Source organism: Bradyrhizobium sp. SZCCHNS1050, assembly GCF_032484785.1.
Lineage (GTDB): Bacteria > Pseudomonadota > Alphaproteobacteria > Rhizobiales > Xanthobacteraceae > Bradyrhizobium.
The window spans coordinates 130249-152163 of sequence record NZ_JAUETR010000004.1; the positions used below are offsets into that span (position 1 = coordinate 130249).

Here is a 21915-nt window from a genome sequence, read left to right on the forward strand (position 1 = left end):
TGTCCTCTGGCGGACGCCTGTCCACCGCTACTCATCTAATTCAAACTAGCCCCAGATTCGTTCTAAGCCGTTAAGTCGGTATTCGATCTTTCCCCGAGATGGTTTCCACTTGCTTGAACCCATTCCGAAGACTCGGGCATGATGGCGCAAAGTAGAGCCGACAAGTTAACGGAAAGGCAAATCCGCCGTTGAAAAAGCCCGTTCGAAATCCGCGCGAAGTCGCTGAAATCGTTGCAGTTCAGGCCCTCGGCTTCCTGGCCGGCGAACCGGAGCGGCTGGGCCGCTTCCTGGCCGAGACCGGGATTGGGCCGGAGACGCTGCGATCCTCGGCCGCCGACCCCAATTTCTTGGTCAGCGTGCTCGATTTCGTGCTGCGCGACGACGAGACGGTAAAGGCTTTTGCCGCCCACTCCAAGTTACATCCGACCAATATCATGGCTGCACGGCAGGTATTGGGCGACCGGCAGTGGGAGCGCGACGTGCCGTGACCGAAGTAGCGCCAGCGAGCGGGTCGCGCGCGGTCGCCGGGCCGGCCTGCTTCTGCCGCGACTGCCTGACGGACCTCGATGATGGCGCGCGCCGCTGTACGGTCTGCGGCTCGCCGCGCCTCGTCCGCCATCGCGCCCTGCCCGCGCTGACGCTGGCCCATATCGACTGTGACGCGTTCTATGCAACCGTCGAGAAGCGCGACAATCCCGAGGTCGCCGACCGGCCCGTCATCATCGGCGGCGGCAAGCGCGGCGTGGTGTCGGCCGCCTGCTACATCGCCCGCACCTATGGCGTGCGCTCGGCGATGCCGATGTTCAAGGCGCTGGAGCTGTGTCCCGCGGCGGTCGTGATTCCCCCGGACATGGCGAAATATGTCCGCGTCGGCCGCGAGGTCCGGCAGGCCATGCAGGCGCTGACGCCGCTGGTCGAGCCGCTGTCGATCGACGAGGCGTTCCTGGATCTGTCCGGGACCGAGCGCGTCCACGGCATGATCCCGGCAAAGGTGCTGGCGCGCTTCGCCCGCGAGATCGAGCAGCGCATCGGGATCACGGTCTCGGTCGGGCTGTCCTGCAACAAGTTCCTCGCCAAGATCGCCTCCGATCTCGACAAGCCCCGCGGCTTCGCCGCGCTCGACCAGGACGAGGCACGGCAGATGCTGGCCGACAAGCCGGTCGGCTTCATCTTCGGCGTTGGCCCCGCCACGCAGCAGCGGCTGGCGAACCAGGGCTTCCGCACCATCGCCGACCTGCAGCGTGCCGACGAGATCGAGCTGATGAAGCAGTTCGGCGGTGACGGCCGCAGGCTGTGGCGGCTGGCGCGCGGCATCGACGACCGCAAGGTCGTCGCTGATCGCGGCGCCAAGACGATCTCCAGCGAGACCACCTTCGACACCGACATCCGCGACTACGCGACCCTGGAAAAGACCCTGTGGCGGCTGTCGGAGAAGGTGTCGGCACGGCTGAAGGCGAGCCAGCTCGCCGGGTCGACCATAACGCTGAAGCTGAAGACCGCGGACTTCCGCCAACGAACGCGCTCGCAATCGATCGCGGCGCCGACGCAGCTCGCCGGCAAGATCTTCGCAATCTGCAAGGAGATGCTGGCGCGCGAGACCGACGGCACGGCGTTCCGGCTGATGGGCGCAGGTGTCAGCGCGCTGCGCCCGGGCTCGGAGGCCTCCGACACCGACATGCTCGACCGCCGCTCGGCCTCGGCCGAGCGCGCGATCGATGCGCTACGCAAGAAGTTCGGCCAGGCCGCGGTCATCCGCGGCATCGCCTATGACGGCCCGGAGCAGACGGAATGATGCCCCGGTCAATTGCTGCAGGGCTTGCCGTCCTTCACGTCCTTGACGTCGAACTTGCCAAGCGCGCCGGCGATGACGAAATCATTGTAGTCGAGCACGAGCGCGCGCGAGACGCCGTTCTCGTAGAGCTCGAACGACATCGCGTAAACCGGCGTCTGCTCGCCCTCGGCCCGCTTGGCGTCGCGGTCATAATAGCTGACCGTCACCGGCCAGCGCGTCATCTTCTTCATCTCGTCATTGTCGGTCGAGGCGTCGGGCTTGGCGGCCGCCTTGTCGGCCGGCACCGGCGCACCGATCACGGTCAGCGTGTTGTAGACCTTCTCGCCATTGTCCGAGCCGTCATAGACCGTCAGCTCGAGCAGCGACTTGCCCTCGCGCGCGGCGGCGATGATGCGATGAATCTGCTCGGTCGGAAACACGGTCGAGCCGTCGAGCGTGAAGGTCTTCGCCTCGGGCTGCTTGAGCTTGACGGTGATGTGATCGCCGGTGCGCTCGGCGATACCGTCGACCGGGCTGGAGGCCTGCTCGTTCATGCGCGAGTCGATCTTGAAGCGGTAGCTCTTGCCGGCGCCGTCCTCCCACGCGGTGGAGCGCAGGTCGCTCAGGGTCACCTTGCCCTCACCGAGATCGAGCTCCGAGACCTGGCGGAATTCCGAAGTGTAGCCGTTGCAGGCGTTGCCAGAGAAATTGTAGAGGATGCGACCGCGCGCGCTGTTGACGGGGCTCGAGCCGCGCGACTTGACCAGGCTCAGGTCATAGAGCGCCTGATGCGGCAGGAACGGCACAGCCGCCCCGGCCTGCGCCGGACCGAACGTGATCGCCGCGACGGCGAGCGCTCCCATCGACAGTCGGAACGAATGAGCCATGAGTTTTCCTCGGAGGACGTATCGCTGAACCGTCACATTAGAGATCGCTGCATTGCGTCGCAACTGCGGCTGTCTCACGGAAACGTGCGCTTAAAGCGCCGGAATCGCGTCGGTGCTGGCTGCTTGCATGTCACTGGCAACTGCGCCAAACAGGGCCTCGGTCCGGCACGGGACCGGCTTTCAGGCGACAGAACGGGGATTCGAGATGGCGGGTACGGTTGAACAGAATCTGGCGGCACAGGGCATCACACTGCCGGCACCAAAGGCGCCGGTGGCCAATTACGTCCCGTTCGTGCGCACCGGCAACCTGCTGTTCGTGTCGGGCCAGGTCTGCCTCGGCGCCGACGGCAAGATGATCGCCTCCGGCAAGCTCGGCGGCGGCGTGTCGATCGAGGACGGCTATGCGGCCGCGAAAGGCTGCGGCGTCAACCTGCTGGCGCAGGTGAAGGCGGCGGTCGGCGATCTCGACAAGGTCGTGCGCGTGGTCCGGCTCGGCGGCTTCGTCAATTCGGCGCCCGACTTCCTCGACGGGCCCAAGGTGCTCAACGGCGCCTCCGACCTGATGGTCGCAGCGTTCGGCGACAAGGGCCGGCACGCCCGCACCACCGTCGGCGTGTCGGCGCTGCCGTCGGACGCGGCGGTGGAAGTCGAAGGCGTGTTCGAGGTTGAGTGAGAGAGAGCGCATGATCCGGAATAGTGCGCGGCGGTTTTCCGACGAGATCATGCGCCAGCAAAACGGACGGGGCGAATGCGCGCACCTGACTGGCTGACGGCCCGCCCCGTCGCCCATCGCGGCCTGCACGATGCTGATCGCGGCATCATCGAGAACATGCCGGCCGCCGCACGCGGCGCCGTGGCCGGCAACTTCGCCATCGAATGCGACATCCAGCTGTCGGCCGATGGCGAGGCCATGGTGCATCACGACTATGATCTCGGCCGCCTCACCGAGGGCACCGGCCCGCTGATCGAGAAGACCGCGGCAGAGCTGAAAGCGATCAAGTTCAAGCAGACCGACGAGCAGATGATGACGCTCGGCGACCTCTGCAACCTGATCGCCGGGCGCGTGCCGCTGGTCATCGAGGTCAAGAGCACGTTCCAGGGCGATCGCCGGCTGGTCCGGCGCATGGCCGAGGTGCTGGCGTCCTACTCCGGCCCGGTGGTCGGGATGTCGTTCGATCCGGACCAGGTCCGCGCCTTGCGCGAGACCATGCCGACGCTGACGCGCGGCATCGTCGCGCAGCGCAGGTACGAGGACGGCTACTGGGCCAAGCTGACCCAGGCGCAGCGCGACAGCATGCTGCATCTCAAGCATGGCTTCAGCAGCCAGCCGCATTTCGTCGCCTATTGGATCGAGCAGCTGCCTGCGCCTGCCCCCTGGATCGCGCGCAACGTGTTCGGCTGCCCGCTGCTGACTTGGACCGTCCGCACCCCTGAGCAGCGTGCCGCCGCAGCCCGCTATGCGGATCAGATGATCTTCGAGGGGTTTACGCCGGGGACGTGACGCCGGCCTTGAACTCGCTGCTGCGATGCACGATCTTCAGGGCGTGGCATCTGGGGCGTCCCGGCCGGGGCGTGCCGTGCCGGCCCGTTTGACAAGGATTCGATGGCATCGCCTGAGATCACGCTCGAAGCCGTTCCCGGGATCAACGAGGTCCCGGCCGCAGCATGGGACGCCTGTGCCAATCCCGAGGGCCGCGTCAGTCCCGGCTCATCTTCCGCCTGCGGCCGCGCCTACAATCCGTTCATCTCACACGCGTTTTTCTCGGCGCTCGAAGCCTCCGGCTCGGCCACCCTGCGCACCGGCTGGGCGCCGCGCCATCTGGTGGCGAAGATGGGTGACGAGGTCCTCGGCGTCGTGCCGTGCTACCTCAAGTCCCACTCGCAGGGCGAATATGTCTTCGACCGCGGCTGGGCCGATGCCTATGAGCGGGCCGGCGGGCGCTACTATCCGAAGCTGCAGGTCTCGGTGCCGTTCACGCCGGCCACAGGGCCGCGGCTGCTGATCCGCGCCGACCAGGACCGGGACATGATCGGCAATGCCCTCGCCCAGGGACTGAAGGCGCTGTGCGGGATCAGCGAGGCGTCCTCGGTCCACGTCACCTTCGCCCGGCAGGCCGAATGGGAGCTGCTCGCCGCGCAGGGCTTCCTGCAACGCACCGACCAGCAGTTCCACTGGCACAATCAGGGTTTTTCCAACTTCGACGATTTACTGGCGACGATGAATTCGCGCCACCGCAAGGCGATCAAGCGCGAGCGGCGCGACGCATTGGCCGCCGGCATCACCATCCATTGGCTGACCGGCAAGGACATCACCGAGGACGCCTGGGACGCATTCTTCGAATTCTACATGGAGACCGGCTCACGCAAGTGGGGCCGGCCGTATCTCAACCGCAAGTTCTTCTCGCTGATCGGCGAGAGCATGGCCGACGACGTGCTGCTGGTCATGGCCAAGCGCGAGAGCCGCTGGATCGCCGGCGCGATCAACTTCATCGGCTCGGACACGCTGTTCGGGCGCAACTGGGGCGCCATCGAGCACCACCCGTTCCTGCATTTCGAGGTCTGCTACTACCAGGCGATCGACTTTGCGATCCAGCACAAGCTCCAAGTCGTCGAAGCTGGCGCTCAGGGCGAGCACAAGATCGCGCGCGGCTACCTGCCGCAGACCACCTACTCCGCGCACTACATCGCCGACCGCGGCCTGCGCCGGGCCATTGACGACTATCTCAAGCGCGAGCGCGCCTATGTCGAGGAAGCCGGCCGCGAGCTCGCCGAATCCGCCCCGTTCCGGAAAGGCATGGACGAGCCGTCTTGACCGGCGACACGCGCCGGTGAGAGTAAGGCGCACCAAGAGGAACCGCTTAAGGGACTGCCCATGACCGCCTACGATCCCAACAATCCGTTCGCGAAGATCCTGCGCGGCGAATTCCCCTGCACCAAGGTCTATGAGAACGACCACGTGCTGGCGTTCCTCGACATCATGCCGCGCGTGCCCGGCCACACCCTGGTGATCCCGAAGGCCGCCGCACGCAACATCCTCGACATCACCGAGGAGGACTATCTCCACGTCGGCCGTGCCGTGCGCACCATCGCCCGCGCCGCCAAGACCGCGTTCGCCGCCGACGGCATCACGGTGCAGCAGTTCAACGAGCATGCCGGCGGCCAGATGGTGTTCCACCTGCACGTCCACATCATGCCTCGCCACAACGGCGATTCCCTGCTGCCACCGGCGAGCCGCAAGGAAGATCCGAAGGTGCTGGAGGAGAACGCCGCCAAGCTGATTGCGGCGCTGAAGGGCTGATCAGGCCTCGTCGAGCCCGATGTCGAGCGCGGCCGACGAATGCGTGATCCAGCCGACCGAGATCAGGTCGACGCCGGCCGCGGCGATCGCGGGCGCGGTCTCCACGGTGATCCGGCCCGAGGCTTCGGAGATGGCCTTGCCGCTGATCATGCCGACCGCGGTTTCGAGCTCCGCCGGCGTCATGTTGTCGAGCAGCACCGCATCGACGCCCAGCGTCAGCGCCTGCTCGAGCTGAGCCAGAGTGTCGACCTCGACCTCGATCTTGACGAGATGGCCGGCATGGGCCTTTGCGCGCGTGATGGCAGCCTTGATGCCGCCGGCGATGGCGATGTGGTTGTCCTTGATCAGGACGGCGTCATCGAGCCCGAACCGGTGATTGCCGCCGCCTCCAGCGCGCACCGCATATTTCTCCAGCGCGCGCAGGCCCGGCGTGGTCTTGCGGGTGCAGACGATCTGCGCCTTCGTCCCCTTCACCGCCGATACCAGGGACGCCGTCGCGCTGGCGACCCCGCTCAAGCGGCAGAGGAAGTTGAGCGCCACGCGCTCGCCGGTCAGGAGCGCCCGTGCCGGGCCGCTGATGGTCGCGATCGCGTCTCCCGGCGTCACGACGCTGCCGTCCGGTCGCACGATCTCCATGCGCACGTCCGGCGAGACGGTCTGGAAGGCGCAGCGCGCCACATCGAGGCCTGCGATCACCCCGTGCTGGCGCGCCCGCAGCTTCAGCGAGGCGCGCTGCTCGGCGGGGACGATGGCATCGGTGGTGATGTCGCCGGCGCGGCCGAGATCCTCGAGCAGCGCCATGCGCACCAGCGGCTCGTAGAGCAAGGGCGAGAGAGGATTGAGAGTCATGGCACTGCGCTCCTGAACGGCGTCTGCTCGGCCTCGACAATGTCGCGGGCAACCGCGATCGCCTCGGGCAGAGTGAGGCTGGATGGCTGCGCGACGGGCAGCGTGCCCGGACGATCGCTGCGGAAATGCGCGCCGCGGCTCTCCTCCCGCGCATGGGCCGCGACCGCAAGCATCAGGCCGACCAGCGCCGGGTCAGCCATGGACCCGGCCTGCTCTGCCAGTGGAAGCAGGCCGCTGACGGCAGCCGCGATCGTGCGATGCTCGCGCATCACGCCCAGCGCATGCGACAGCAGCGGCCGTGCGGCCGACGGATCGGACCCCGGCGGAATGGCAGCCACCGCGCACGGCTTGCCCGCACGCTGCGGCGCGCCGGCCACGCTTTCGGCCACCCATTGCGCGCAGACGATCGCTTCCATCAGCGAGTTGCTGGCGAGCCTGTTGGCGCCGTGCAGGCCGGTGCGGCTGGCCTCGCCACAGGCCCACAATCCCTCGACCGTGCTGCGTCCCATCGTGTCAACAGCGATGCCGCCCATATGATAGTGCACGGCCGGCCGCACCGGGATCGGATCGCGCGCGGGGTCGATGCCCGCCATGCGGCAGAACGCGCTGATCACGGGATAGCGCGCGGCGAAATCCTTGCCCGGCTTTTCGCGCGCATCGAGGAACACGCGGCGGCCTTGCGCACGGCGGCGCCATACCGCCCGCGCCACCACGTCGCGCGGCGCCAGCTCAGCGCCGGGCTCGTCGGCCATGAAGCGCGTGCCGGTGTCGTCGATCAGGACGGCGCCATCGCCGCGGATCGCCTCGGTGAGCAGCGGCAGCGGCCGCGACGGTCCGTCGAACGCGGTGGGGTGAAACTGCACGAATTCGAGATCGGACAGCACGGCCCCGGCCCGCGCCGCCAGCGCGAGGCCCTGGCCGAAACAACCGGCCGGATTGGTGCTGTCGAGGAACAAGCCGCCGATGCCGCCGGTTGCGATCACGACGCGTGTCGTGGCGAGGATCAGAGCTTCGTCGCCGCGCGCCGCAGCCACGCCCTGGATCGCGTTGTCATTGACGATCAGCCGGCGCGCCTCGACGCCTTCGAGCAAGGTCACCGAAGCACAACGCCTGACAGCCGCGATCAGCGCGCGCATGATCTCGCGTCCCGTGCCGTCGCCCGTCGCATGCACGATCCGGTTGCGGCTGTGTGCGGCCTCCAGGCCCAGACGCCAACGTCCATCCGCACCTCGGTCGAACGCAACGCCAAGCTGCGCGAGGCGCTCGACCGCGGCCGGCGCAGCATCGATGATGCGGCGCGCGGCGGCCTCGCCGCACAATCCGGCTCCGGCGGCGAGCGTGTCCTTCAGATGCAGCCCCGGATCATCGTCATCGCCAACCGCCGCAGCCAGTCCACCCTGCGCCCACATGCTCGACGCCTCCGCGCCGAGCGGCGACTTCGACAACAGCACGACCGGCTCGGGCGCAAGCGCAAGCGCCGTCATCAGACCTGCGGCACCGCCGCCGATGATCACGGGACGGCCGATCAACTTCGAAACATCGATGCTCATGATGCCAGCATCCTTTCCACCGCGCGCCGCGCGCGCTCGGCCATCGCGGGATCGATCGTGACCTCGTGCGTGTTAGTCTCGAGCGCATGGCGGATGTTCTTCAGGGTGATCCGCTTCATGTGCGGGCACAGATTGCAGGGGCGGATGAACTCGATGTCAGGATGGAGCACGGCGACATTGTCGCTCATCGAACATTCTGTCAGCAGCACCACCCGGGCCGGCCTTCTTGCTCCGACGAAGTCCGACATCGCCGCGGTGGAGCCGGCGAAGTCCGCCTCCGCCACGACCTCTGGAGGACATTCCGGATGCGCGAGCACGGTGACACCAGGATGGTTGTCGCGCAGCGTGCGGACGTCCTCGGCGCTGAAGCGCTCATGCACCTCGCAATGCCCTTTCCAAGCCGTGATCCTGACCTTCGTCTGTGCGGCGACGTTCCGCGCGAGATATTCATCCGGCAGCATGATGACGTGATCGACACCGAGCGACTCGACCACCGCGCGCGCGTTGCCGGAGGTGCAGCAGACGTCGGACTCGGCCTTCACCGCCACCGACGTGTTGACATAGGCGACCACGGGCACGCCCGGGTGGCGCGCGCGCATCAGCCGCACGTCGTCGGCGGTGATCGACTCCGCCAATGAGCAGCCCGCCTCTACGTCGGGGATCAACACCGTCTTGTCGGGATTGAGCAGCTTGGCGGTCTCGGCCATGAAGTGGACGCCGGCGAGCACGATCACCTCGGCATCGACCTTGGTCGCTTCGCGCGCCAGCAGCAGGCTGTCGCCGACGATGTCGGCGACGCCGTGATAGATTTCGGGCGTCTGATAGTTGTGCGCCAGCACCACGGCATTGCGCCGGCGCTTCAGCGCCAGAATGGCTTCGACATCGTCCTCGAAGACAGCCCATTCCGGCGGCGGGATCACCCGGCTCAGACGCTCAGCAAGCGATGCATTCGGCGCGACGGCGGGCAGGACAAGATCGACCATTTATACTCTCCATGAGCATAAGATGGCTTATACTTATCCTGAGCATAAGCTGTGTCAAGAGCCGGAGATCAAGATCGCGAGAGCGGCAGCTTGGTTCCGACCACCGCCCGCTCGGCCAGCACCCCCTGCCGGAAGCGAAACAGCTTGGCCGGCCGGCCAATCGTGTCGGCAGCAATTGCGCCTGTCTCTTCAACCAGTTCCTGCTGCTCGATGAGGCGGCGGAAGTTCTGCTTGTGCACGAGCCGGCCGGCGAGAGCCTCGACGCTGCGCTGCAATTGCAGCAGTGTAAATTCTTCCGGCATCAACTCGAACACGACCGGCCGGTATTTGATCTTGGCGCGCAGGCGGGCAATGCCGGTGGCGAGAATCCGACGGTGATCACCGATCATGGCGCGCCCGGGCAGCATCGGCTGGCTGGCCCCCTTCTCGCGCACGCTCTCGGGGATCAGCGCCGCCTCATACAGTAACTCATAGCGCTGCAGCGTCAGCTCCTCGTTCCACTCGCGGCCGTCGAGACCGAAGGTGATGGCGGCGCGCTGCCACCTCGTCTTTTGCAGCGCCGGCTCGTGGGCGGCTCGCGCCCAGGCCTTCAGCTTCGGCGCGATGATCTTGGCCAGGATCGTCGGCGGTCCGTCGCGATGATCCTCCCACGGGAAGTAGTCGTACCACGACGACCATTGCGCATCCGCGCCCTCACGCCCCTCCTCCTCGCGGGTCAGACCGAGATAGCTGATGGAGATGCGGTGCGGCGCGTCGGGATCGCCGCCGCGACCGCGGTCGGCGAAGGTGTAGAGCTGCTCGACATAGCCGAGCGGATGGCCGGTCTGCGCCTCGACCCAGGCGCGCAGCCCCATCTGCAGTGAGCGGTGCGCGAACTGAAACGGTCCGCTCGGAAGCGCCGCAGCATGCTCGATCGTCATGATCTTCGGGTGCCCGTCGGTCACCGCCACCAGCACGGCGACGAGGTCCGCCGTGATCGCATCCTGAGCCGTCACCGTCTTCTGCGGCCGCTTGTTCACCTTCGACATCCGGATCCGTCGGTCCTATTTGTCATCCTCACCCTTCGCCGCCGGCGTGAACGCGCAATGATCCGGCTTCAGGTCGATCAGTGGCGTCTCGTCGAGGCAGTCGAGACCGCGCACCAGCACGGTGTTGCCTTCCAACGCGACGAAGCGGACGGTCGACACGCCGATCGGATTGGGACGCACCGGCGAGCGCAGCGCGAAGGTGCCCCGGGTTTCGCCGTCATGATGCCGCGGGCTCTGCTTGACGAGATCACGGCGCGCCCGGTTGAGCCAGTACAGCACCTGGAGGTGGCTGAAGGCGTCGATGCCCTGCAGCGCCGGCACCCAGGGCTCGAAGATCTCGAGCCGGCACACCGGCCCCTCGAAGCTGCCCTGCCGCGGCGTCTCGAGCCGTGAGGTCCAGGGCGTGCGGATGCGGCCGATGAAATACAGCGTGGCGTCGCGCGGCTGTGGCGCGTCGACGGCGACTTCTCCCGGGCGCAGATCGGTATCAGTGGTCATTGCGGAGTCCTTGCGTCTTTCCGGCAATCTATCCGAACCTCGGCTCACCGCAATTGCGGTCGCGCAAGATCGCGCAACTCAGCCGAGCCACCATTTGCCGGCCAGCATCGCGGCTTCGCCGCAGACGACACCGGCAAAGATCGAGCGGCGGCTCGCCATGAAGGCCGCAAGGCCGGCAACGACGGCACCGTAGCGCAGCCCCCAAGGCACGCTGGCGAGCGCGCCCGGCGGCTGCACCAGGATCTGGGCGATGACCCCCGCCAAGATGGCGGTCGCGACCGCCTTGACCCACATCAGCAGGTCCGAGCCCTCGTCGAGCCCGCTGCCGAACCAAAGTCCGAGCAGGCGCCAGATCTGGTTGGGGATCACGCCCGCCACCAGCAGCACCACGAGCGCATGCCAATCGCCGATGAAGTCGCTCATGCCAGCCCCCGCCGCTCGCGCCATTTGTGCGCGCCGAACGCGAGCGTTCCGGCGACGACGCCGCTGACCAGGATGTCGACGCCGCTGTCGAGCTGGGCGGCCAGAGGATACAGCACGAGGCCGAGACCGAGCGCGAGCACGTCGGCAAGCTCCCTGGCGTTGCGCAGGGTCGAGAACAGGAAGGCCAGCGGCGTCAGCAAGAGCACCGCGGCGCCGAAGGTCTGCGACAGATTGGCGGCGAGAGAAGGCGATGCGGCGCTCGCGCGGCACATGCGGCAGGAAGCGATAGCATTCGACCCACAGGGTCACGGCGGTGAAATGCGCGATCAGCACCAGGTGCCGCCGCTTGGTCTGCGGCGAGCGGATCAGCGGCAGCACCGCCACCACCATCGGAAACAGCCGGATCGCGCTCATCGTGACCGCGATCGCAGATTGCAGAATGGTCTGGCCGGAGCCGAGCGTGGAGACCAGGATGATCTGCGCTGGACCGGCCCAAACCAGCACCGTGCTCAGGATCGCCCAGAGCATGCTGAAACGGGTATCGTGGGCGAGCGCGCCGATGCCGATGAAGGTGACGAACAGCACCAGTGACAGGATGGTCGCTGACGTCGCGCGCAGCCCCCAGCCGAAGGCGCGCAGTGAACCATGCCATTGCGGCGAATCGAGCGGAGGAAGTGTCACGGGCGGCCCAGCGGAACGAACCGCGATAAGGCTGGTGAAAGCCGCTCGCGTCAACCGCCATCAGGCGCGCGCGGGTCTGCGTCCGGCGCAGCCATCCCCCACACGCAGCGCTGAGGCAGCTCTATCCGGAGCGATTGCGCAGCACGAAGCAGGCACCGCCGGCCTCGCGGATCCGACTGCAGAGCGCGTCGGCCTCGGCCCGTGTCTCGGCGCCGATCCGCACCTGGTAGAAGGCGCGGTTGCCGCGCGAGCGCATCACCGACGACAGCAGGCTCGGGTCGCGGTCGCCGATGACCGGGCCAAGCCCCTTGATCGCCCGCGAATACATCGCGAGCGCCTTGTTGCGGTCGAAGCCTGCAGCCAGTTGGACGCCCCAGGGTTTCGCGGCCGACAGCGCCACATGCTGCTCGAGCTCCGTGACGAACGGATTCGGCGCGCGCTTCAACATCGCCATCAGCTGACGACACGAGGTCGGCGGCGGGCTTGGCAGCGTCTTGCCGCCGTTACCGGCGGCCGCCCACTCATCGATCGTGGCTCCCGTGATGGCCGAGACGTAGTTGCGGGTCTCCCAGGGCATCTGCCCCTTGCCGGCGAGCCAGTCCTGCACCCGGCGCGGCCCCGCATTGTAGGCCGCCGCCGCGAGCCCGAGATTGCCGAACTGGTCGCGCAGCTCGGCCAGGAACTGCGCCGACTTCGGCAGCGCCTGAACCGGATCGAACGGATCGAGCAACTGGCGCTCGTTCGCCGTGCCCGGCATGAACTGCGCGATTCCCTGCGCGCGCTGGCCGTTGCGCGTGACCGGCCCGACTGCATCGCTCTGGAAGCGGCTCTCCTGCCAGATCACGCGAGCGAAGAATTCGAGCGGCAGATCATTCGCCTTGGCTGCGGATTCGATCATCAGGCAGATCGCCTCGCGCGTACCGCTCTCCTTGGGCTCCTCGGACTTGTTCTCCGAGCCCTCTGCCGCAGCGTCTGCCGGCTTGGCAGCCTCCTGCGGCGAATCCTGCCGGGCGCCGTCCTTCGGATCAGCCGGCACGGCAGCGTCACGGTCGGAGGCCTGCTCCGCCGCCACGCCGGACAAGGGCATGGTCAGCATCAAGGCAAGGCCGAGACAGGCAATGCGAGCAACCGAAACCATGGAAAGCATCGTGAGCGCGGTGCAATGGTTGAATTCTGCCGACAGACAAAGCCCAGGACCATGCGGGGTTCCACCGCGCGGCGCCTTGACACAGCGAACGAGCCGGCTAGCAATCCCCGAGTGCCGCAGGGAGCGCGACGGATGACCGCACCGACCGACGACAGACTCGGCTTCGCGCCCGAAAGCGATGCGCCATTGTCCTACATGGCGCGCACGCGCGACTACTATCTCGCGATCGGCTATGACACGCCCTATCGCTGGGCTCACTACACGTCGGCGCCGTTCCATCCCTTGCGCAAGCCGCTCGCGCAGTCGCGCGTCACCGTCGTCACCACGGCCGCGCCTTTCGATCCCGCCAAAGGCGATCAAGGCCCCGGCGCGCCCTATAATGGCGGCGCCAAGTTCTACGCCGTCTATGACGGCGACACGTCGGCGCAGCACGACCTGCGCATTTCCCACATCGCCTATGATCGCGCGCACACCTCGGCCGAGGATTCCGGCACCTGGTTTCCGCTGCCACAGCTCCTAAGGCTGGCAGGTGAAGGCCGCATCGGCGCGGTCGGACCGCGCTTCTTCGGCGCGCCGACCAATCGCAGCCACCGCGTCACGATCGAGACCGATGCGCCGGAGATTCTCGCGCGCTGCCGCGCCGACGAGATCGACGCCGTCGTGCTGGTGCCGAACTGTCCGGTGTGCCACCAGACCGTGAGCCTGGTGGCACGGCATCTCGAAGCGAACGGCGTCGCAACCGTCGTCATGGGCTGCGCCAAGGACATCGTCGAGCACGCCGCCGCGCCGCGCTTCCTGTTCTCGGATTTTCCGCTGGGCAATTCCGCCGGCAAGCCGCACGACGCGGCCTCGCAGGCCTTCACGCTCGAGTTGGCTTTGCGTGTCCTCGAGAGTTCACCAGCCGCACGCACGACCGTGCAATCGCCTTTGCACTGGAGCGACGATCACGGCTGGAAGCGCGACTACAGCAATCCGGCCATGCTCGCGCCGGACGAGCTGGCGCGGCGGCGCGCCGAGTTCGATGCGCAGAAGGCGATCGCGCGGCAGGTTCGTGGAAAGCAGGTGTGAAAGCCACACTCGCGCGAAACTCGCCCGGGAATTTCTTCGGATAATGCTGATTGCGCTTGCCGTCCCGCTCCAGTTGCGCTTGAGTTCCCCCGGGTTTGAAGGGGGCAGTACCAAATGAGAGTTGTAGCGTTGGTGGCGCTGTGCGCCGCGCTGGGAGGCTGCGCGTCCGTAACGCGGGGTACAACCGAGACGATCAGTGTCGCGTCGACGCCGTCCGGGGCCGAAGCCACGATCGCCGGTCTCGAAGCGCCGATGACCTGCACGACGCCCTGCTCGTTCGTCGCCAAACGCAATGCCGACATCTCCGTCACCATCGAAAAACCGGGCTACGAGACCCAGATCATCCCGTTGACCAAGGACATCCCGGCGACCGGCGCGGCCGGCTTCGCCGGCAACATCCTGGCGGGCGGCCTGATCGGCATGGGTGTGGACGCAGCGACGGGCGCGGCGACCGACCACAAGCCGAACCCGGTGATCGTCACCTTGCAGCCGCGCATGGCGGCGCCGGCAGGCCGTCCGCAGCGGCCGCCGCGGCGGTCGGCCCCGCCGCCGGCACAACCGGAGGCCGGGACCTAGCGCCCGCCAAGCCTGTCAGCCAGCCGCCGATGGCGCCTCGCCGGGAGTGACCGTGTCGACCGGCAACGCAAACTGCTCGACCCGGTTGAGCGGCTTCTTGTTGAGCAGCAGCCGGGTGACGTCGGGGCGCGAATAGTGTCCCGCCGGATCGGCGGCATTCTTGGCGATGCCGATCATGCCCAAATCGATCTCGGCGATCAGCAGGCCTTCCTGCTCCGGCGGCAGCTTCTCGGCGAGCGAAGAGCCGTCCGGACCAAAGATCGCGGCGTGGCCGCCGCCGACATGCAGCAGCGCGTGCTTGTCGGGCCGGTCACACAGTTCGTCGATCATCGCCTGCGAGACGGTGGCGCACGGCGCCAGCACGAAGCACGAGCCCTCGACCGCATAGACGCGCGAGGCGGCGTTGTTGACCTCGGCGCCGAGCGCCGGCGCGAACGGATCGTACAGCGAGAAGCTCGGCCACGCCGCGACATGCACCTGCTCGTTCTGCGCGTACATCGCGTATTTCGACAGCGGCTGCAGATGCTCCCAGCAGCACAGCGCACCGATCCGGCCGATGTCAGGCCGGTCGTGCACGGCGAGATCGCTGCCGTCGCCCTCGCCATAGACGGTGCGCTCAGCATGGGTCGGCCGCAGCTTGCGGCGCCTGGCGATGGTCTCGCCGTCCGGGCCGATCAGCCATTGCGCGATGTACAGGCTGCCGCCGTCGCGCTCGGACAGTCCCAGCACGGCCGTGAGCCTGGCCTTGCGCACGACAGCCCGCAGCGCCTCGGCCTGCGGGCTGTCGTAGGCCAGCGAATTGTCGAAATAGCGCTGCACGAAGCCACGGCCGATGCACCAGGCCGGCGAGTCCATCCAGATGTGCCAGGGATAGCCGGGGATGAAGACCTCCGGAAACGCGATCAGCTTGGCGCCCTTGTCGGCCGCGTCCTCGATCAGGGCGATGGTCTTCTTGATCGAGGCGTCCAGGTCGAGCCAGGCCGGCGCCGCCTGCACCACCGCCACCTTGTATTTCGGATGTGCCAGTCCCATCGCTGCTGCTCCCTGATGCCCGTGCGCGGCGGTGGCGCCGCGACCGGGCCAACTATTGACGCCAGCCGGCTTTCGCGCTCGTCTCCCACGGAACGAAAATTCGACTACGGCCGAGGCGAAGACCCCGGCCGGGCCCGGAATTTGCTGCATTGCCACAGATCAAGCCGGCACAGGTGCAGGGGGAGACGGAGCGATGCCGATCCTGTTCACCACCGACGGAAGCCCGGACCACCGCCGGCTGGCGCGGTGGCAGGACATCGTCTGCGACGTCTATGTCGGGCTCGACTGTACGTCCGATCTCGGCAGCGCGTTTCGCGGCTCGGTGACCCACACCGCGTTGGGACGGGCTGTCTGCTCCGAGGTTGCCTCGGACCGGCAGCGCGTGCACCGGACCTCGCAGCGGATCTCCCGGGCGGATGCCGACTTCGTTCTCGTCGCATTCGGACGTGAGGGAATCGGCGGCGTCGTCCAGGATGGCCGCGACACCGTGATCCGGCCCGGCGAGTTCGCGATCTACGACACGACCCGCCCGTATGAGCTGCAGTTCGACGCCGCGTTCAAGCAGATCGTGTTCAAGCTCCCGCGCGAGATGCTGCAGCGCCGGATCGGCCCGACGGAGACCGTGACGGCGATCAGCTTCGGCCCCGACAGCCCGCTCCAGCCCCTTGCCCATGAGTTCATCGTCAGGCTCTGCGAACGCGCCGAGCACATCGGCCCCGAGCATGCCGAACCTCTGGCCAACCAGGCCGCCGACCTGCTCGCCATGACCTTGGCCGAGCGGCTGCGCGCACAACCCCTGCCCGCCTCGAGCCATCGCGCAACGCTGCTCTATCGGATCAAGGCGCACATCCGCACCCGACTATCCGACGCCGGCCTCTCACTGCCGGAGATCGCACGCGAGCTCGGGCTATCGACGCGCTACGTCAATGATCTGTTCTCGGACGAGGAGACGTCGTTCCAACGCTTCGTGCTGGCCGAGCGGCTCAAGCAGTGCCGGCGCGATCTCGGCTCGCCGATGCTGGCGCATCGTCAGATCAGCGAGATCGCGTTTTGCTGGGGCTTCAATGACCTCTCGCATTTCGGCCGCGTGTTCCGCGAGCAGTTCGGCCTGTCGCCACGCGAGTGGCGGCGCAGCGCCGTAAAGCGCTGAGCTGGCCGCAACGCGCCCGCCTCACGCGCCTCGTGGCGCTGTTCGCGCCCTCGGCTTGTGCGCGGTGGCGCCCTGCCGTCAGCGCGGCGGATCGGCGCGCAAGGCGTCGACCAGCCAGTCACGAAAGGCAAGCATGCCGGACGTCGGTTCTTTCGACTTCAACCAGGTCAGCCAATAAGAACCGGCGGCGACCCCAGCCGCAAACGGCCGGACCAGCCGACCCGTCTCGAGCTCGCAGTTGAACATGGCGATCGGAACCAGGCCAACGCCGACGCCGCGCGCGGCCGCTTCGGCCATCGCGACGGAGCTGTCGAAGATCGGCCCCTGGATCATCGGGCATGGAGCGCCCGCGACTGCAAACCATAATGGCCATTCCTCGGCGCGATACGACCGCAGGAGATTTTCGCCCGCGAGGTCCGACGGCGCGCGCAGACGACTCGCGACATCGGGATGACAGACGGGCGACAGCGGGGCAGACATCAGATGGATGGCCTCAGTGCCGTGCCAGGATCCGTCGCCGAAGCGAAGCGCGATGTCGAGCCCGTCTCCGGCGATATCGATGCGGTTGTTGTTGGTGAGGAGGCGCAGGTCGATATGGGGGTGCGCATCTCGAAAACCGTCGAGGCGTTGCAACAGCCATCCCGTTGCAAAGGTGCCGACACAGCCGACGGTCACGACCTCGCGGGTTCCCTTCGCTTCGATGCGATCGATCGCGCCGCTGATGCGACTGAACGCATCGTTGAGGACGGGAAACAGAGCCAGGGCTTCGTCAGTCAACGTGAGGCCACGCGGCAGGCGCCGGAACAGGTGAGCGCCCAACATCTGCTCGAGCTGTTTCACCTGGTGACTGATCGCGGTCTGCGTGACCCTGAGCTCCAAGCCTGCCTTGGTGAAGCTCAGATGCCGGGCGGATGCTTCGAAGGCCCGCAAGGCGTTCAAAGGGAGATGGCTGCGGATGGGCATGATGACCAAGTTCTGCTCATGGCTCGACGAATAAATGATCGTTTGTCAGTCGTCACCTCGTTCGGCAGGTTCGCGCAGTCACTGGAGAATGAACATGCTGACGAGACGGCATCTGGGTTTTGGAATCCTCGGGATGGCGGCTGCGGCGAGCGGGCTGCCATCACCTGCGGCGAAGGCGGCGGCCGACCGAAGGGCGCATCTGGAAGGGGAACTCGCCCGCATCGAGCGCGAGAGCCTCGGACGGCTCGGCATCGCCGTCCTCGACTCCGAAAGCGGGTTCGAGGCGGGCCTGCGCTCGGCCGAGCGCTTTCCGATGTGCAGCACGTTCAAGTGTCTGGCTTCCGCGGCTGTCCTGAAGCGCGCCGACGCCGGCGAACTGCATCTCGACACGCGCGTCCCGTTCGAGGCGAAGGATCTCGTAACATATTCGCCGGTGACCAAGGAGCACGTCGGCCGCGGCATGACACTCGCCGAGCTCTGCGAAGCTGCGCTCACCCAGAGCGACAACACCGCGGGAAATCTCCTGTTGCGGCAGATCGGCGGTCCTGCGGGTTTGACGCGTTTTGCCCGATCGATCGGCGACGAGATCAGCCGCCTGGACCGCTGGGAAATTGAGCTCAACGAGGCGCTGGCCGACGACCCTCGCGACACGACCAGTCCGGCCGCCATGCTACAGAACCTGCGCCGCGTGCTCCTTGGCGAGGTCTTGTCGACGAATATGCGCCAGCGATTGACGGACTGGATGATCGCCAACAAGACCGGCGACACTCGGCTTCGCGCCGGTGTGCCGCGTGACTGGCGCGTCGCCGACAAGACGGGCGCTGGGGACCGCGGCACGACCAACGACATCGGCATTCTCTGGCCCCCGGGCCGCAAACCGGTTCTGGTCACGGCCTATCTGACTGGTTCACAGGCGTCTCCCGAGGATCGCAACGCAACGATCGCGAAAGTCGCGCGGGCGGTTGCAGACGTCGTGATGGGACAGGCTGGGTAGTTCCAGCATCCGGCTTCCGAGCCCCTCCGGAAGCCGGACATCAGACCCAAGATGTTCGCCATGGCGGCGCAACGATTGGGCAGGCTAAGCTGCGGCCGGCCCACGTCATCGGAATGTGCGGCCGCTGCCGGGATCGATCCGATGCGCCGCTTTGCCATGAAGGCCCTGTTCTCCCTGCTGACCTTGCAGCGGGACGACGAGACACAGCTGCGCTGGGACCGGATCGTCCTGATCGGCTCGACCCTGGTGACGATCGGGCTGATCGCCCTATATGCCTATAGCAAGGCCGAGGGCCGCTGGTAGCCGGGCGCAAGACACGCGAGAACGAGTTCATGAGACGACGAATGGGGTCCGCCTGCCTGCTGCTGGCGTTCGCGTCGACCGCCAGCCATGCGCTGGACAGCGAGCAGAAGCGTGGAAAAGCGCTCTTGCAAAGCCTTTGCAGCCGATGCCATGCGGTAGGTCTCACAGGCGCCAGCCGGCACCCCGACGCGCCCCCGTTCAGGACCTTCGGTGACAGCAAGCTCTACGACGAGGATTTCGCCCAGCGGCTGCAGGCCGGCCTGTCGACCATTCACAAGGACATGCCGAGCTTCCAGTTCGATCGCGCCGAGGCGGAGGCCGCGGTCAATTACCTCAAGGCGATCCAGGTCCGCCCCAAACGGCGGTGACGCGCCGGCGCGCTCCGCTGGCGTGAAACGGGACTTGTACGGCCCGGTTGCCCGTTCCCGTTCATTGTCCGCGGCCCGGCTGCGACCGGAGCCCGCATGATGACGCCGACGACCACGGGTCTGCACGCCGACGGACTGCCGCTGCCGCAGCGCACCTGGGCGATCGTGACGATCGCCCTCGGCATCGTGCTGGCCGTGATCGACGGCGCCATCGCCAATGTGGCGCTGCCGACGATCGCCCGCGACCTCCATGCGAGTCCTGCTTTTTCGATCTGGATCGTCAACGGCTATCAGCTCGCGGTGACGATCTCGCTGCTGCCACTGGCCTCGCTCGGCGAGATCATCGGCTATCGGCGGGTCTATCTCGCCGGCCTCGTGCTGTTCACGGCTGCCTCCGCCTTCTGTGCGCTGGCCGACAGCCTGCTGCTGCTGACGCTCGCGCGCATCCTGCAGGGCTTTGGCGCCGCCGGCATCCTCAGCGTCAACTCGGCGCTGGTGCGTTTCACCTATCCGCACGCTCTGCTCGGCCGCGGCATCGGCATCAATGCGATGGTGGTCGCGGTCTCCGCCGCGCTCGGTCCGACCATCGCCGCCGGCATCCTCGCCGTCGGTAGCTGGCCGTGGCTGTTCGCGATCAACGTGCCGCTCGGCATCGTCACCTTCGTCTTCGGCTTCCGCTTCCTGCCGCATACGCCGCGCGCGCCGCACATGTTCGATTGGCAGAGCGCGGCGCTGAGCGCGGTCGCCTTCGGCTTCCTGATCGCCGCCGTGGACAGCCTCGGCCATGGCGAGGCGCTGGTGACCTGCGCGATCGAGTTCGTCGTCGCCGTCACGGCCGGCGTGTGGCTGGTCTGGCGCCAGACCCACATGGCCTCGCCGCTGCTGCCGGTCGACCTGCTGCGCATTCCGGTGTTCGCCCTGTCGATCGCGACCTCGATCTCGTCGTTCTGCGGCCAGATGCTCGCCTTCGTCGCGATCCCCTTCTATCTCGAAAGCCATTTCGGCTATTCGCCGGTGCAGATGGGCCTGCTGATCACGCCGTGGCCGATCGCGGTCGGCCTGACGGCGCCGATTGCGGGGCGGCTGGTCGAGCGCGTGCCGGCCGGGCTGCTCGGTGGCATCGGTCTCGTGATCTTCGCATGCGGGCTCGGTGCGCTCGGCCTGCTGCCGCGCGAGCCGTCGGCATGGGATGTCGTCTGGCGCATGGCGCTGGCCGGCTGCGGCTTCGGCCTGTTCCAGACGCCGAACAACCGCACCATGATCGCCGCTGCGCCACGCGAGCGCGCCGGCGGCGCCAGCGGCATGCTCGGCACGGCGCGCCTGCTCGGCCAGACCACGGGCGCCGCCCTGGTCGCGATGTTCCTCGCGATCGACGCGACCGACGGCACGCGGCTGTCGCTCTTGACCGGGGTCGGTTTCGCGCTGGTCGGCGCGTTCCTGAGCATGCTCAGGCTGTCGCCGGCCGGCGCGCGCGGCGCCGAGCGCGTCCGCGTCCAGGACGGCCAGCGGCTGAAGGGCGAGTCGTGACAGCGATGACGGACTGGACGATGCTGGCCCTGCTCGCCCTCGCCGCCTTCGGCTCGGGCATCGTCAATGCGCTGGCCGGCGGCGGCGCGTTCCTGACCTTCCCGACGCTGCTTGCCGCCGGCATTCCCGCGATTGACGCCAACGCTTCCAGCACCGTCGCGCTCTGCCCCGGCCAGTTCGTCAGCGCTTGGGCCTCCCGTGAGATCTTGAACGACGCAAAGGCGCCCTGGCGCCACGACCTCGTGCGGCTGTCGATCATCAGCCTGCTCGGTGGCACGCTCGGCGCCGTGCTGCTCTTGGTCACACCGTCGGCCGCCTTCAGCCGGCTGGTGCCCTGGCTGTTGCTGTTCGCCACGATCGTGTTTGCATTCGGCATGCGCTTTACGCCCAAGGATGGCGCGCGCTGGTTCGGGCCGCGGACCATCCAGGCGGTGCAGTTCGTGATCGCGATCTATGGCGGCTACTTCGGCGGCGGCATCGGCATCCTGATGCTGGCGGCCCTGGTGTTCTACGGCATGCGCGACATTCGCGCCATGAACGGCATGAAGGTGCTGCTCGCTGCGCTCATGAATATGACGGCCTCCGCCATCTTTGCGTTCTCAGGCCGCGTGCATTGGCTGGAGACGCTGACGATGATGGGCGCTGCCATGGTCGGCGGCTTCGTCGGCGCGCGGCTTGGCCAGATCATCCCGCCGGCCCATGTGCGCCGCTTCATCATTGCCGTCGGCTGCGGCCTGACGGTGTATTTCTTCGTCAAGCCGGCCTGAGCCGGACGTCGCATCAAAGAACCTCGCGTCAAACGAAAAAGGCCGGCGCGAT

Annotated in this window: 24 protein-coding genes and 1 pseudogene; 14 read left to right on the top strand and 11 right to left on the bottom strand. The window is 67.2% G+C overall.

Going from position 1 to position 21915, the window contains the following annotated elements; genetic code table 11:
- Positions 1–188: 188 nt before the first annotated feature.
- Positions 189–488 carry a DUF3572 domain-containing protein gene (locus tag QX094_RS34150; RefSeq protein ID WP_315718395.1) on the top strand — a complete coding sequence of 100 codons (300 nt, stop codon included), beginning with the start codon at positions 189–191 and terminating at the stop codon, positions 486–488.
- On the top strand, positions 485–1792 hold the full coding sequence (locus QX094_RS34155; RefSeq protein WP_315718394.1) for a DNA polymerase IV: 1308 nt from the start codon (positions 485–487) through the stop codon (positions 1790–1792). Before QX094_RS34150 ends, QX094_RS34155 begins: the two co-directional genes overlap by 4 nt.
- Before the next feature lie 8 nt (positions 1793–1800).
- Here the strand turns inward: QX094_RS34155 and QX094_RS34160 are convergent, their stop codons facing one another.
- Positions 1801–2658 (bottom strand): cell envelope integrity EipB family protein, encoded by an 858-nt coding sequence (locus tag QX094_RS34160; RefSeq protein ID WP_315718393.1) that lies wholly within the window; start codon positions 2656–2658, stop codon positions 1801–1803.
- A gap of 205 nt (positions 2659–2863) precedes the next feature.
- Between QX094_RS34160 and QX094_RS34165 the strand changes: the two genes are divergently transcribed.
- The 4 genes from QX094_RS34165 to QX094_RS34180 all read left to right on the top strand — a co-directional run bounded on the left by QX094_RS34165 (position 2864) and on the right by QX094_RS34180 (position 5956).
- The gene (locus QX094_RS34165; RefSeq protein WP_315718392.1) at positions 2864–3331 is read left to right on the top strand and encodes a RidA family protein; all 468 of its coding nucleotides are present in this window, start codon (positions 2864–2866) and stop codon (positions 3329–3331) included.
- Between the two features lie 75 nt (positions 3332–3406).
- Complete coding sequence (locus QX094_RS34170; protein ID WP_315718391.1) at positions 3407–4159, top strand: glycerophosphodiester phosphodiesterase; 753 nt, start codon at positions 3407–3409, stop codon at positions 4157–4159.
- A 102-nt stretch (positions 4160–4261) separates the two neighbouring features.
- The gene (locus QX094_RS34175; RefSeq protein ID WP_315718390.1) at positions 4262–5470 is read left to right on the top strand and encodes a GNAT family N-acetyltransferase; all 1209 of its coding nucleotides are present in this window, start codon (positions 4262–4264) and stop codon (positions 5468–5470) included.
- A gap of 60 nt (positions 5471–5530) precedes the next feature.
- Positions 5531–5956, top strand: a complete 426-nt coding sequence (locus tag QX094_RS34180; protein ID WP_315718389.1) for an HIT family protein — start codon at positions 5531–5533, stop codon at positions 5954–5956.
- On the opposite strand, the gene nadC is transcribed toward QX094_RS34180, so the two are convergent.
- The 8 genes and pseudogenes from nadC to QX094_RS34220 all read right to left on the bottom strand — a co-directional run bounded on the left by nadC (position 5957) and on the right by QX094_RS34220 (position 13055).
- The gene (gene nadC, locus QX094_RS34185; protein ID WP_315718388.1) at positions 5957–6805 is read right to left on the bottom strand and encodes a carboxylating nicotinate-nucleotide diphosphorylase; all 849 of its coding nucleotides are present in this window, start codon (positions 6803–6805) and stop codon (positions 5957–5959) included.
- Complete coding sequence (locus QX094_RS34190) at positions 6802–8355, bottom strand: L-aspartate oxidase (protein WP_315718387.1); 1554 nt, start codon at positions 8353–8355, stop codon at positions 6802–6804. The genes nadC and QX094_RS34190 overlap by 4 nt, the downstream gene beginning before the upstream one ends.
- The gene (nadA, locus tag QX094_RS34195) at positions 8352–9338 is read right to left on the bottom strand and encodes a quinolinate synthase NadA (RefSeq protein WP_315827266.1); all 987 of its coding nucleotides are present in this window, start codon (positions 9336–9338) and stop codon (positions 8352–8354) included. The genes QX094_RS34190 and nadA overlap by 4 nt, the downstream gene beginning before the upstream one ends.
- 68 nt (positions 9339–9406) lie before the next feature.
- Positions 9407–10366 (bottom strand): NrtR DNA-binding winged helix domain-containing protein, encoded by a 960-nt coding sequence (locus QX094_RS34200; RefSeq protein WP_315752988.1) that lies wholly within the window; start codon positions 10364–10366, stop codon positions 9407–9409.
- A 15-nt stretch (positions 10367–10381) separates the two neighbouring features.
- Positions 10382–10864 (bottom strand): tRNA (N6-threonylcarbamoyladenosine(37)-N6)-methyltransferase TrmO, encoded by a 483-nt coding sequence (gene tsaA, locus QX094_RS34205; protein WP_315718384.1) that lies wholly within the window; start codon positions 10862–10864, stop codon positions 10382–10384.
- Positions 10865–10942: 78 nt separating this feature from the next.
- A complete protein-coding gene (locus QX094_RS34210) occupies positions 10943–11287 on the bottom strand; it encodes an AzlD domain-containing protein (RefSeq protein ID WP_315718383.1) in 345 nt (114 codons plus the stop codon).
- Positions 11284–11968: pseudogene (locus QX094_RS34215) on the bottom strand (AzlC family ABC transporter permease). Before QX094_RS34215 ends, QX094_RS34210 begins: the two are co-directional and overlap by 4 nt.
- Positions 11969–12089: 121 nt before the next feature.
- Positions 12090–13055 carry a transglycosylase SLT domain-containing protein gene (locus QX094_RS34220; RefSeq protein ID WP_410052227.1) on the bottom strand — a complete coding sequence of 322 codons (966 nt, stop codon included), beginning with the start codon at positions 13053–13055 and terminating at the stop codon, positions 12090–12092.
- Between the two features lie 192 nt (positions 13056–13247).
- On the opposite strand from QX094_RS34220, the gene QX094_RS34225 reads away from it, so the two are divergent.
- Both QX094_RS34225 and QX094_RS34230 read left to right on the top strand, forming a co-directional pair.
- Positions 13248–14183, top strand: coding sequence for a glycine reductase (locus QX094_RS34225; RefSeq protein WP_315827271.1), 936 nt, complete (start codon positions 13248–13250; stop codon positions 14181–14183).
- A 114-nt stretch (positions 14184–14297) separates the two neighbouring features.
- Complete coding sequence (locus tag QX094_RS34230) at positions 14298–14759, top strand: PEGA domain-containing protein (RefSeq protein WP_315718380.1); 462 nt, start codon at positions 14298–14300, stop codon at positions 14757–14759.
- Between the two features lie 15 nt (positions 14760–14774).
- Here the strand turns inward: QX094_RS34230 and QX094_RS34235 are convergent, their stop codons facing one another.
- A complete protein-coding gene (locus QX094_RS34235; RefSeq protein WP_316175143.1) occupies positions 14775–15791 on the bottom strand; it encodes a carbon-nitrogen hydrolase family protein in 1017 nt (338 codons plus the stop codon).
- 193 nt (positions 15792–15984) lie between these two features.
- Between QX094_RS34235 and QX094_RS34240 the strand changes: the two genes are divergently transcribed.
- Positions 15985–16941 carry a helix-turn-helix domain-containing protein gene (locus tag QX094_RS34240; RefSeq protein ID WP_316175141.1) on the top strand — a complete coding sequence of 319 codons (957 nt, stop codon included), beginning with the start codon at positions 15985–15987 and terminating at the stop codon, positions 16939–16941.
- A 78-nt stretch (positions 16942–17019) separates the two neighbouring features.
- Here the strand turns inward: QX094_RS34240 and QX094_RS34245 are convergent, their stop codons facing one another.
- On the bottom strand, positions 17020–17904 hold the full coding sequence (locus QX094_RS34245) for a LysR family transcriptional regulator (RefSeq protein ID WP_315718404.1): 885 nt from the start codon (positions 17902–17904) through the stop codon (positions 17020–17022).
- A 94-nt stretch (positions 17905–17998) separates the two neighbouring features.
- Here QX094_RS34245 and bla point away from each other — a divergent pair, with 94 nt between their 5' ends.
- The 5 genes from bla (at position 17999) to QX094_RS34270 (ending at position 21863) form a co-directional block, all read left to right on the top strand.
- Positions 17999–18898, top strand: a complete 900-nt coding sequence (gene bla, locus QX094_RS34250; protein WP_316188508.1) for a class A beta-lactamase — start codon at positions 17999–18001, stop codon at positions 18896–18898.
- 141 nt (positions 18899–19039) lie between these two features.
- Positions 19040–19201 carry a hypothetical protein gene (locus tag QX094_RS34255; protein WP_315718376.1) on the top strand — a complete coding sequence of 54 codons (162 nt, stop codon included), beginning with the start codon at positions 19040–19042 and terminating at the stop codon, positions 19199–19201.
- A gap of 41 nt (positions 19202–19242) precedes the next feature.
- Positions 19243–19569: a cytochrome c gene (locus QX094_RS34260; RefSeq protein ID WP_316171449.1), complete on the top strand. Its 327-nt coding sequence runs from the start codon at positions 19243–19245 to the stop codon at positions 19567–19569.
- A 99-nt stretch (positions 19570–19668) separates the two neighbouring features.
- On the top strand, positions 19669–21096 hold the full coding sequence (locus QX094_RS34265; RefSeq protein WP_315753020.1) for an MFS transporter: 1428 nt from the start codon (positions 19669–19671) through the stop codon (positions 21094–21096).
- Positions 21097–21101: 5 nt separating this feature from the next.
- Positions 21102–21863, top strand: a complete 762-nt coding sequence (locus QX094_RS34270; RefSeq protein ID WP_315827299.1) for a sulfite exporter TauE/SafE family protein — start codon at positions 21102–21104, stop codon at positions 21861–21863.
- The last annotated feature ends 52 nt before the right edge of the window (positions 21864–21915 follow it).

Coding starts and splice junctions, on each gene's coding strand:
- QX094_RS34160 (WP_315718393.1), bottom strand. CDS start 2,658: ATGGCTCATTCGTTCCGACTGTCGATGGGAGCGCTCGCCGTCGCGGCG.
- QX094_RS34165 (WP_315718392.1), top strand. CDS start 2,864: ATGGCGGGTACGGTTGAACAGAATCTGGCGGCACAGGGCATCACACTG.
- QX094_RS34170 (WP_315718391.1), top strand. CDS start 3,407: ATGCGCGCACCTGACTGGCTGACGGCCCGCCCCGTCGCCCATCGCGGC.
- QX094_RS34175 (WP_315718390.1), top strand. CDS start 4,262: ATGGCATCGCCTGAGATCACGCTCGAAGCCGTTCCCGGGATCAACGAG.
- QX094_RS34180 (WP_315718389.1), top strand. CDS start 5,531: ATGACCGCCTACGATCCCAACAATCCGTTCGCGAAGATCCTGCGCGGC.
- nadC (WP_315718388.1), bottom strand. CDS start 6,805: ATGACTCTCAATCCTCTCTCGCCCTTGCTCTACGAGCCGCTGGTGCGC.
- QX094_RS34190 (WP_315718387.1), bottom strand. CDS start 8,355: ATGAGCATCGATGTTTCGAAGTTGATCGGCCGTCCCGTGATCATCGGC.
- nadA (WP_315827266.1), bottom strand. CDS start 9,338: ATGGTCGATCTTGTCCTGCCCGCCGTCGCGCCGAATGCATCGCTTGCT.
- QX094_RS34200 (WP_315752988.1), bottom strand. CDS start 10,366: ATGTCGAAGGTGAACAAGCGGCCGCAGAAGACGGTGACGGCTCAGGAT.
- tsaA (WP_315718384.1), bottom strand. CDS start 10,864: ATGACCACTGATACCGATCTGCGCCCGGGAGAAGTCGCCGTCGACGCG.
- QX094_RS34210 (WP_315718383.1), bottom strand. CDS start 11,287: ATGAGCGACTTCATCGGCGATTGGCATGCGCTCGTGGTGCTGCTGGTG.
- QX094_RS34220 (WP_410052227.1), bottom strand. CDS start 13,055: ATGCCCTTGTCCGGCGTGGCGGCGGAGCAGGCCTCCGACCGTGACGCT.
- QX094_RS34225 (WP_315827271.1), top strand. CDS start 13,248: ATGACCGCACCGACCGACGACAGACTCGGCTTCGCGCCCGAAAGCGAT.
- QX094_RS34230 (WP_315718380.1), top strand. CDS start 14,298: ATGAGAGTTGTAGCGTTGGTGGCGCTGTGCGCCGCGCTGGGAGGCTGC.
- QX094_RS34235 (WP_316175143.1), bottom strand. CDS start 15,791: ATGGGACTGGCACATCCGAAATACAAGGTGGCGGTGGTGCAGGCGGCG.
- QX094_RS34240 (WP_316175141.1), top strand. CDS start 15,985: ATGCCGATCCTGTTCACCACCGACGGAAGCCCGGACCACCGCCGGCTG.
- QX094_RS34245 (WP_315718404.1), bottom strand. CDS start 17,904: ATGCCCATCCGCAGCCATCTCCCTTTGAACGCCTTGCGGGCCTTCGAA.
- bla (WP_316188508.1), top strand. CDS start 17,999: ATGCTGACGAGACGGCATCTGGGTTTTGGAATCCTCGGGATGGCGGCT.
- QX094_RS34255 (WP_315718376.1), top strand. CDS start 19,040: ATGCGCCGCTTTGCCATGAAGGCCCTGTTCTCCCTGCTGACCTTGCAG.
- QX094_RS34260 (WP_316171449.1), top strand. CDS start 19,243: ATGGGGTCCGCCTGCCTGCTGCTGGCGTTCGCGTCGACCGCCAGCCAT.
- QX094_RS34265 (WP_315753020.1), top strand. CDS start 19,669: ATGACGCCGACGACCACGGGTCTGCACGCCGACGGACTGCCGCTGCCG.
- QX094_RS34270 (WP_315827299.1), top strand. CDS start 21,102: ATGACGGACTGGACGATGCTGGCCCTGCTCGCCCTCGCCGCCTTCGGC.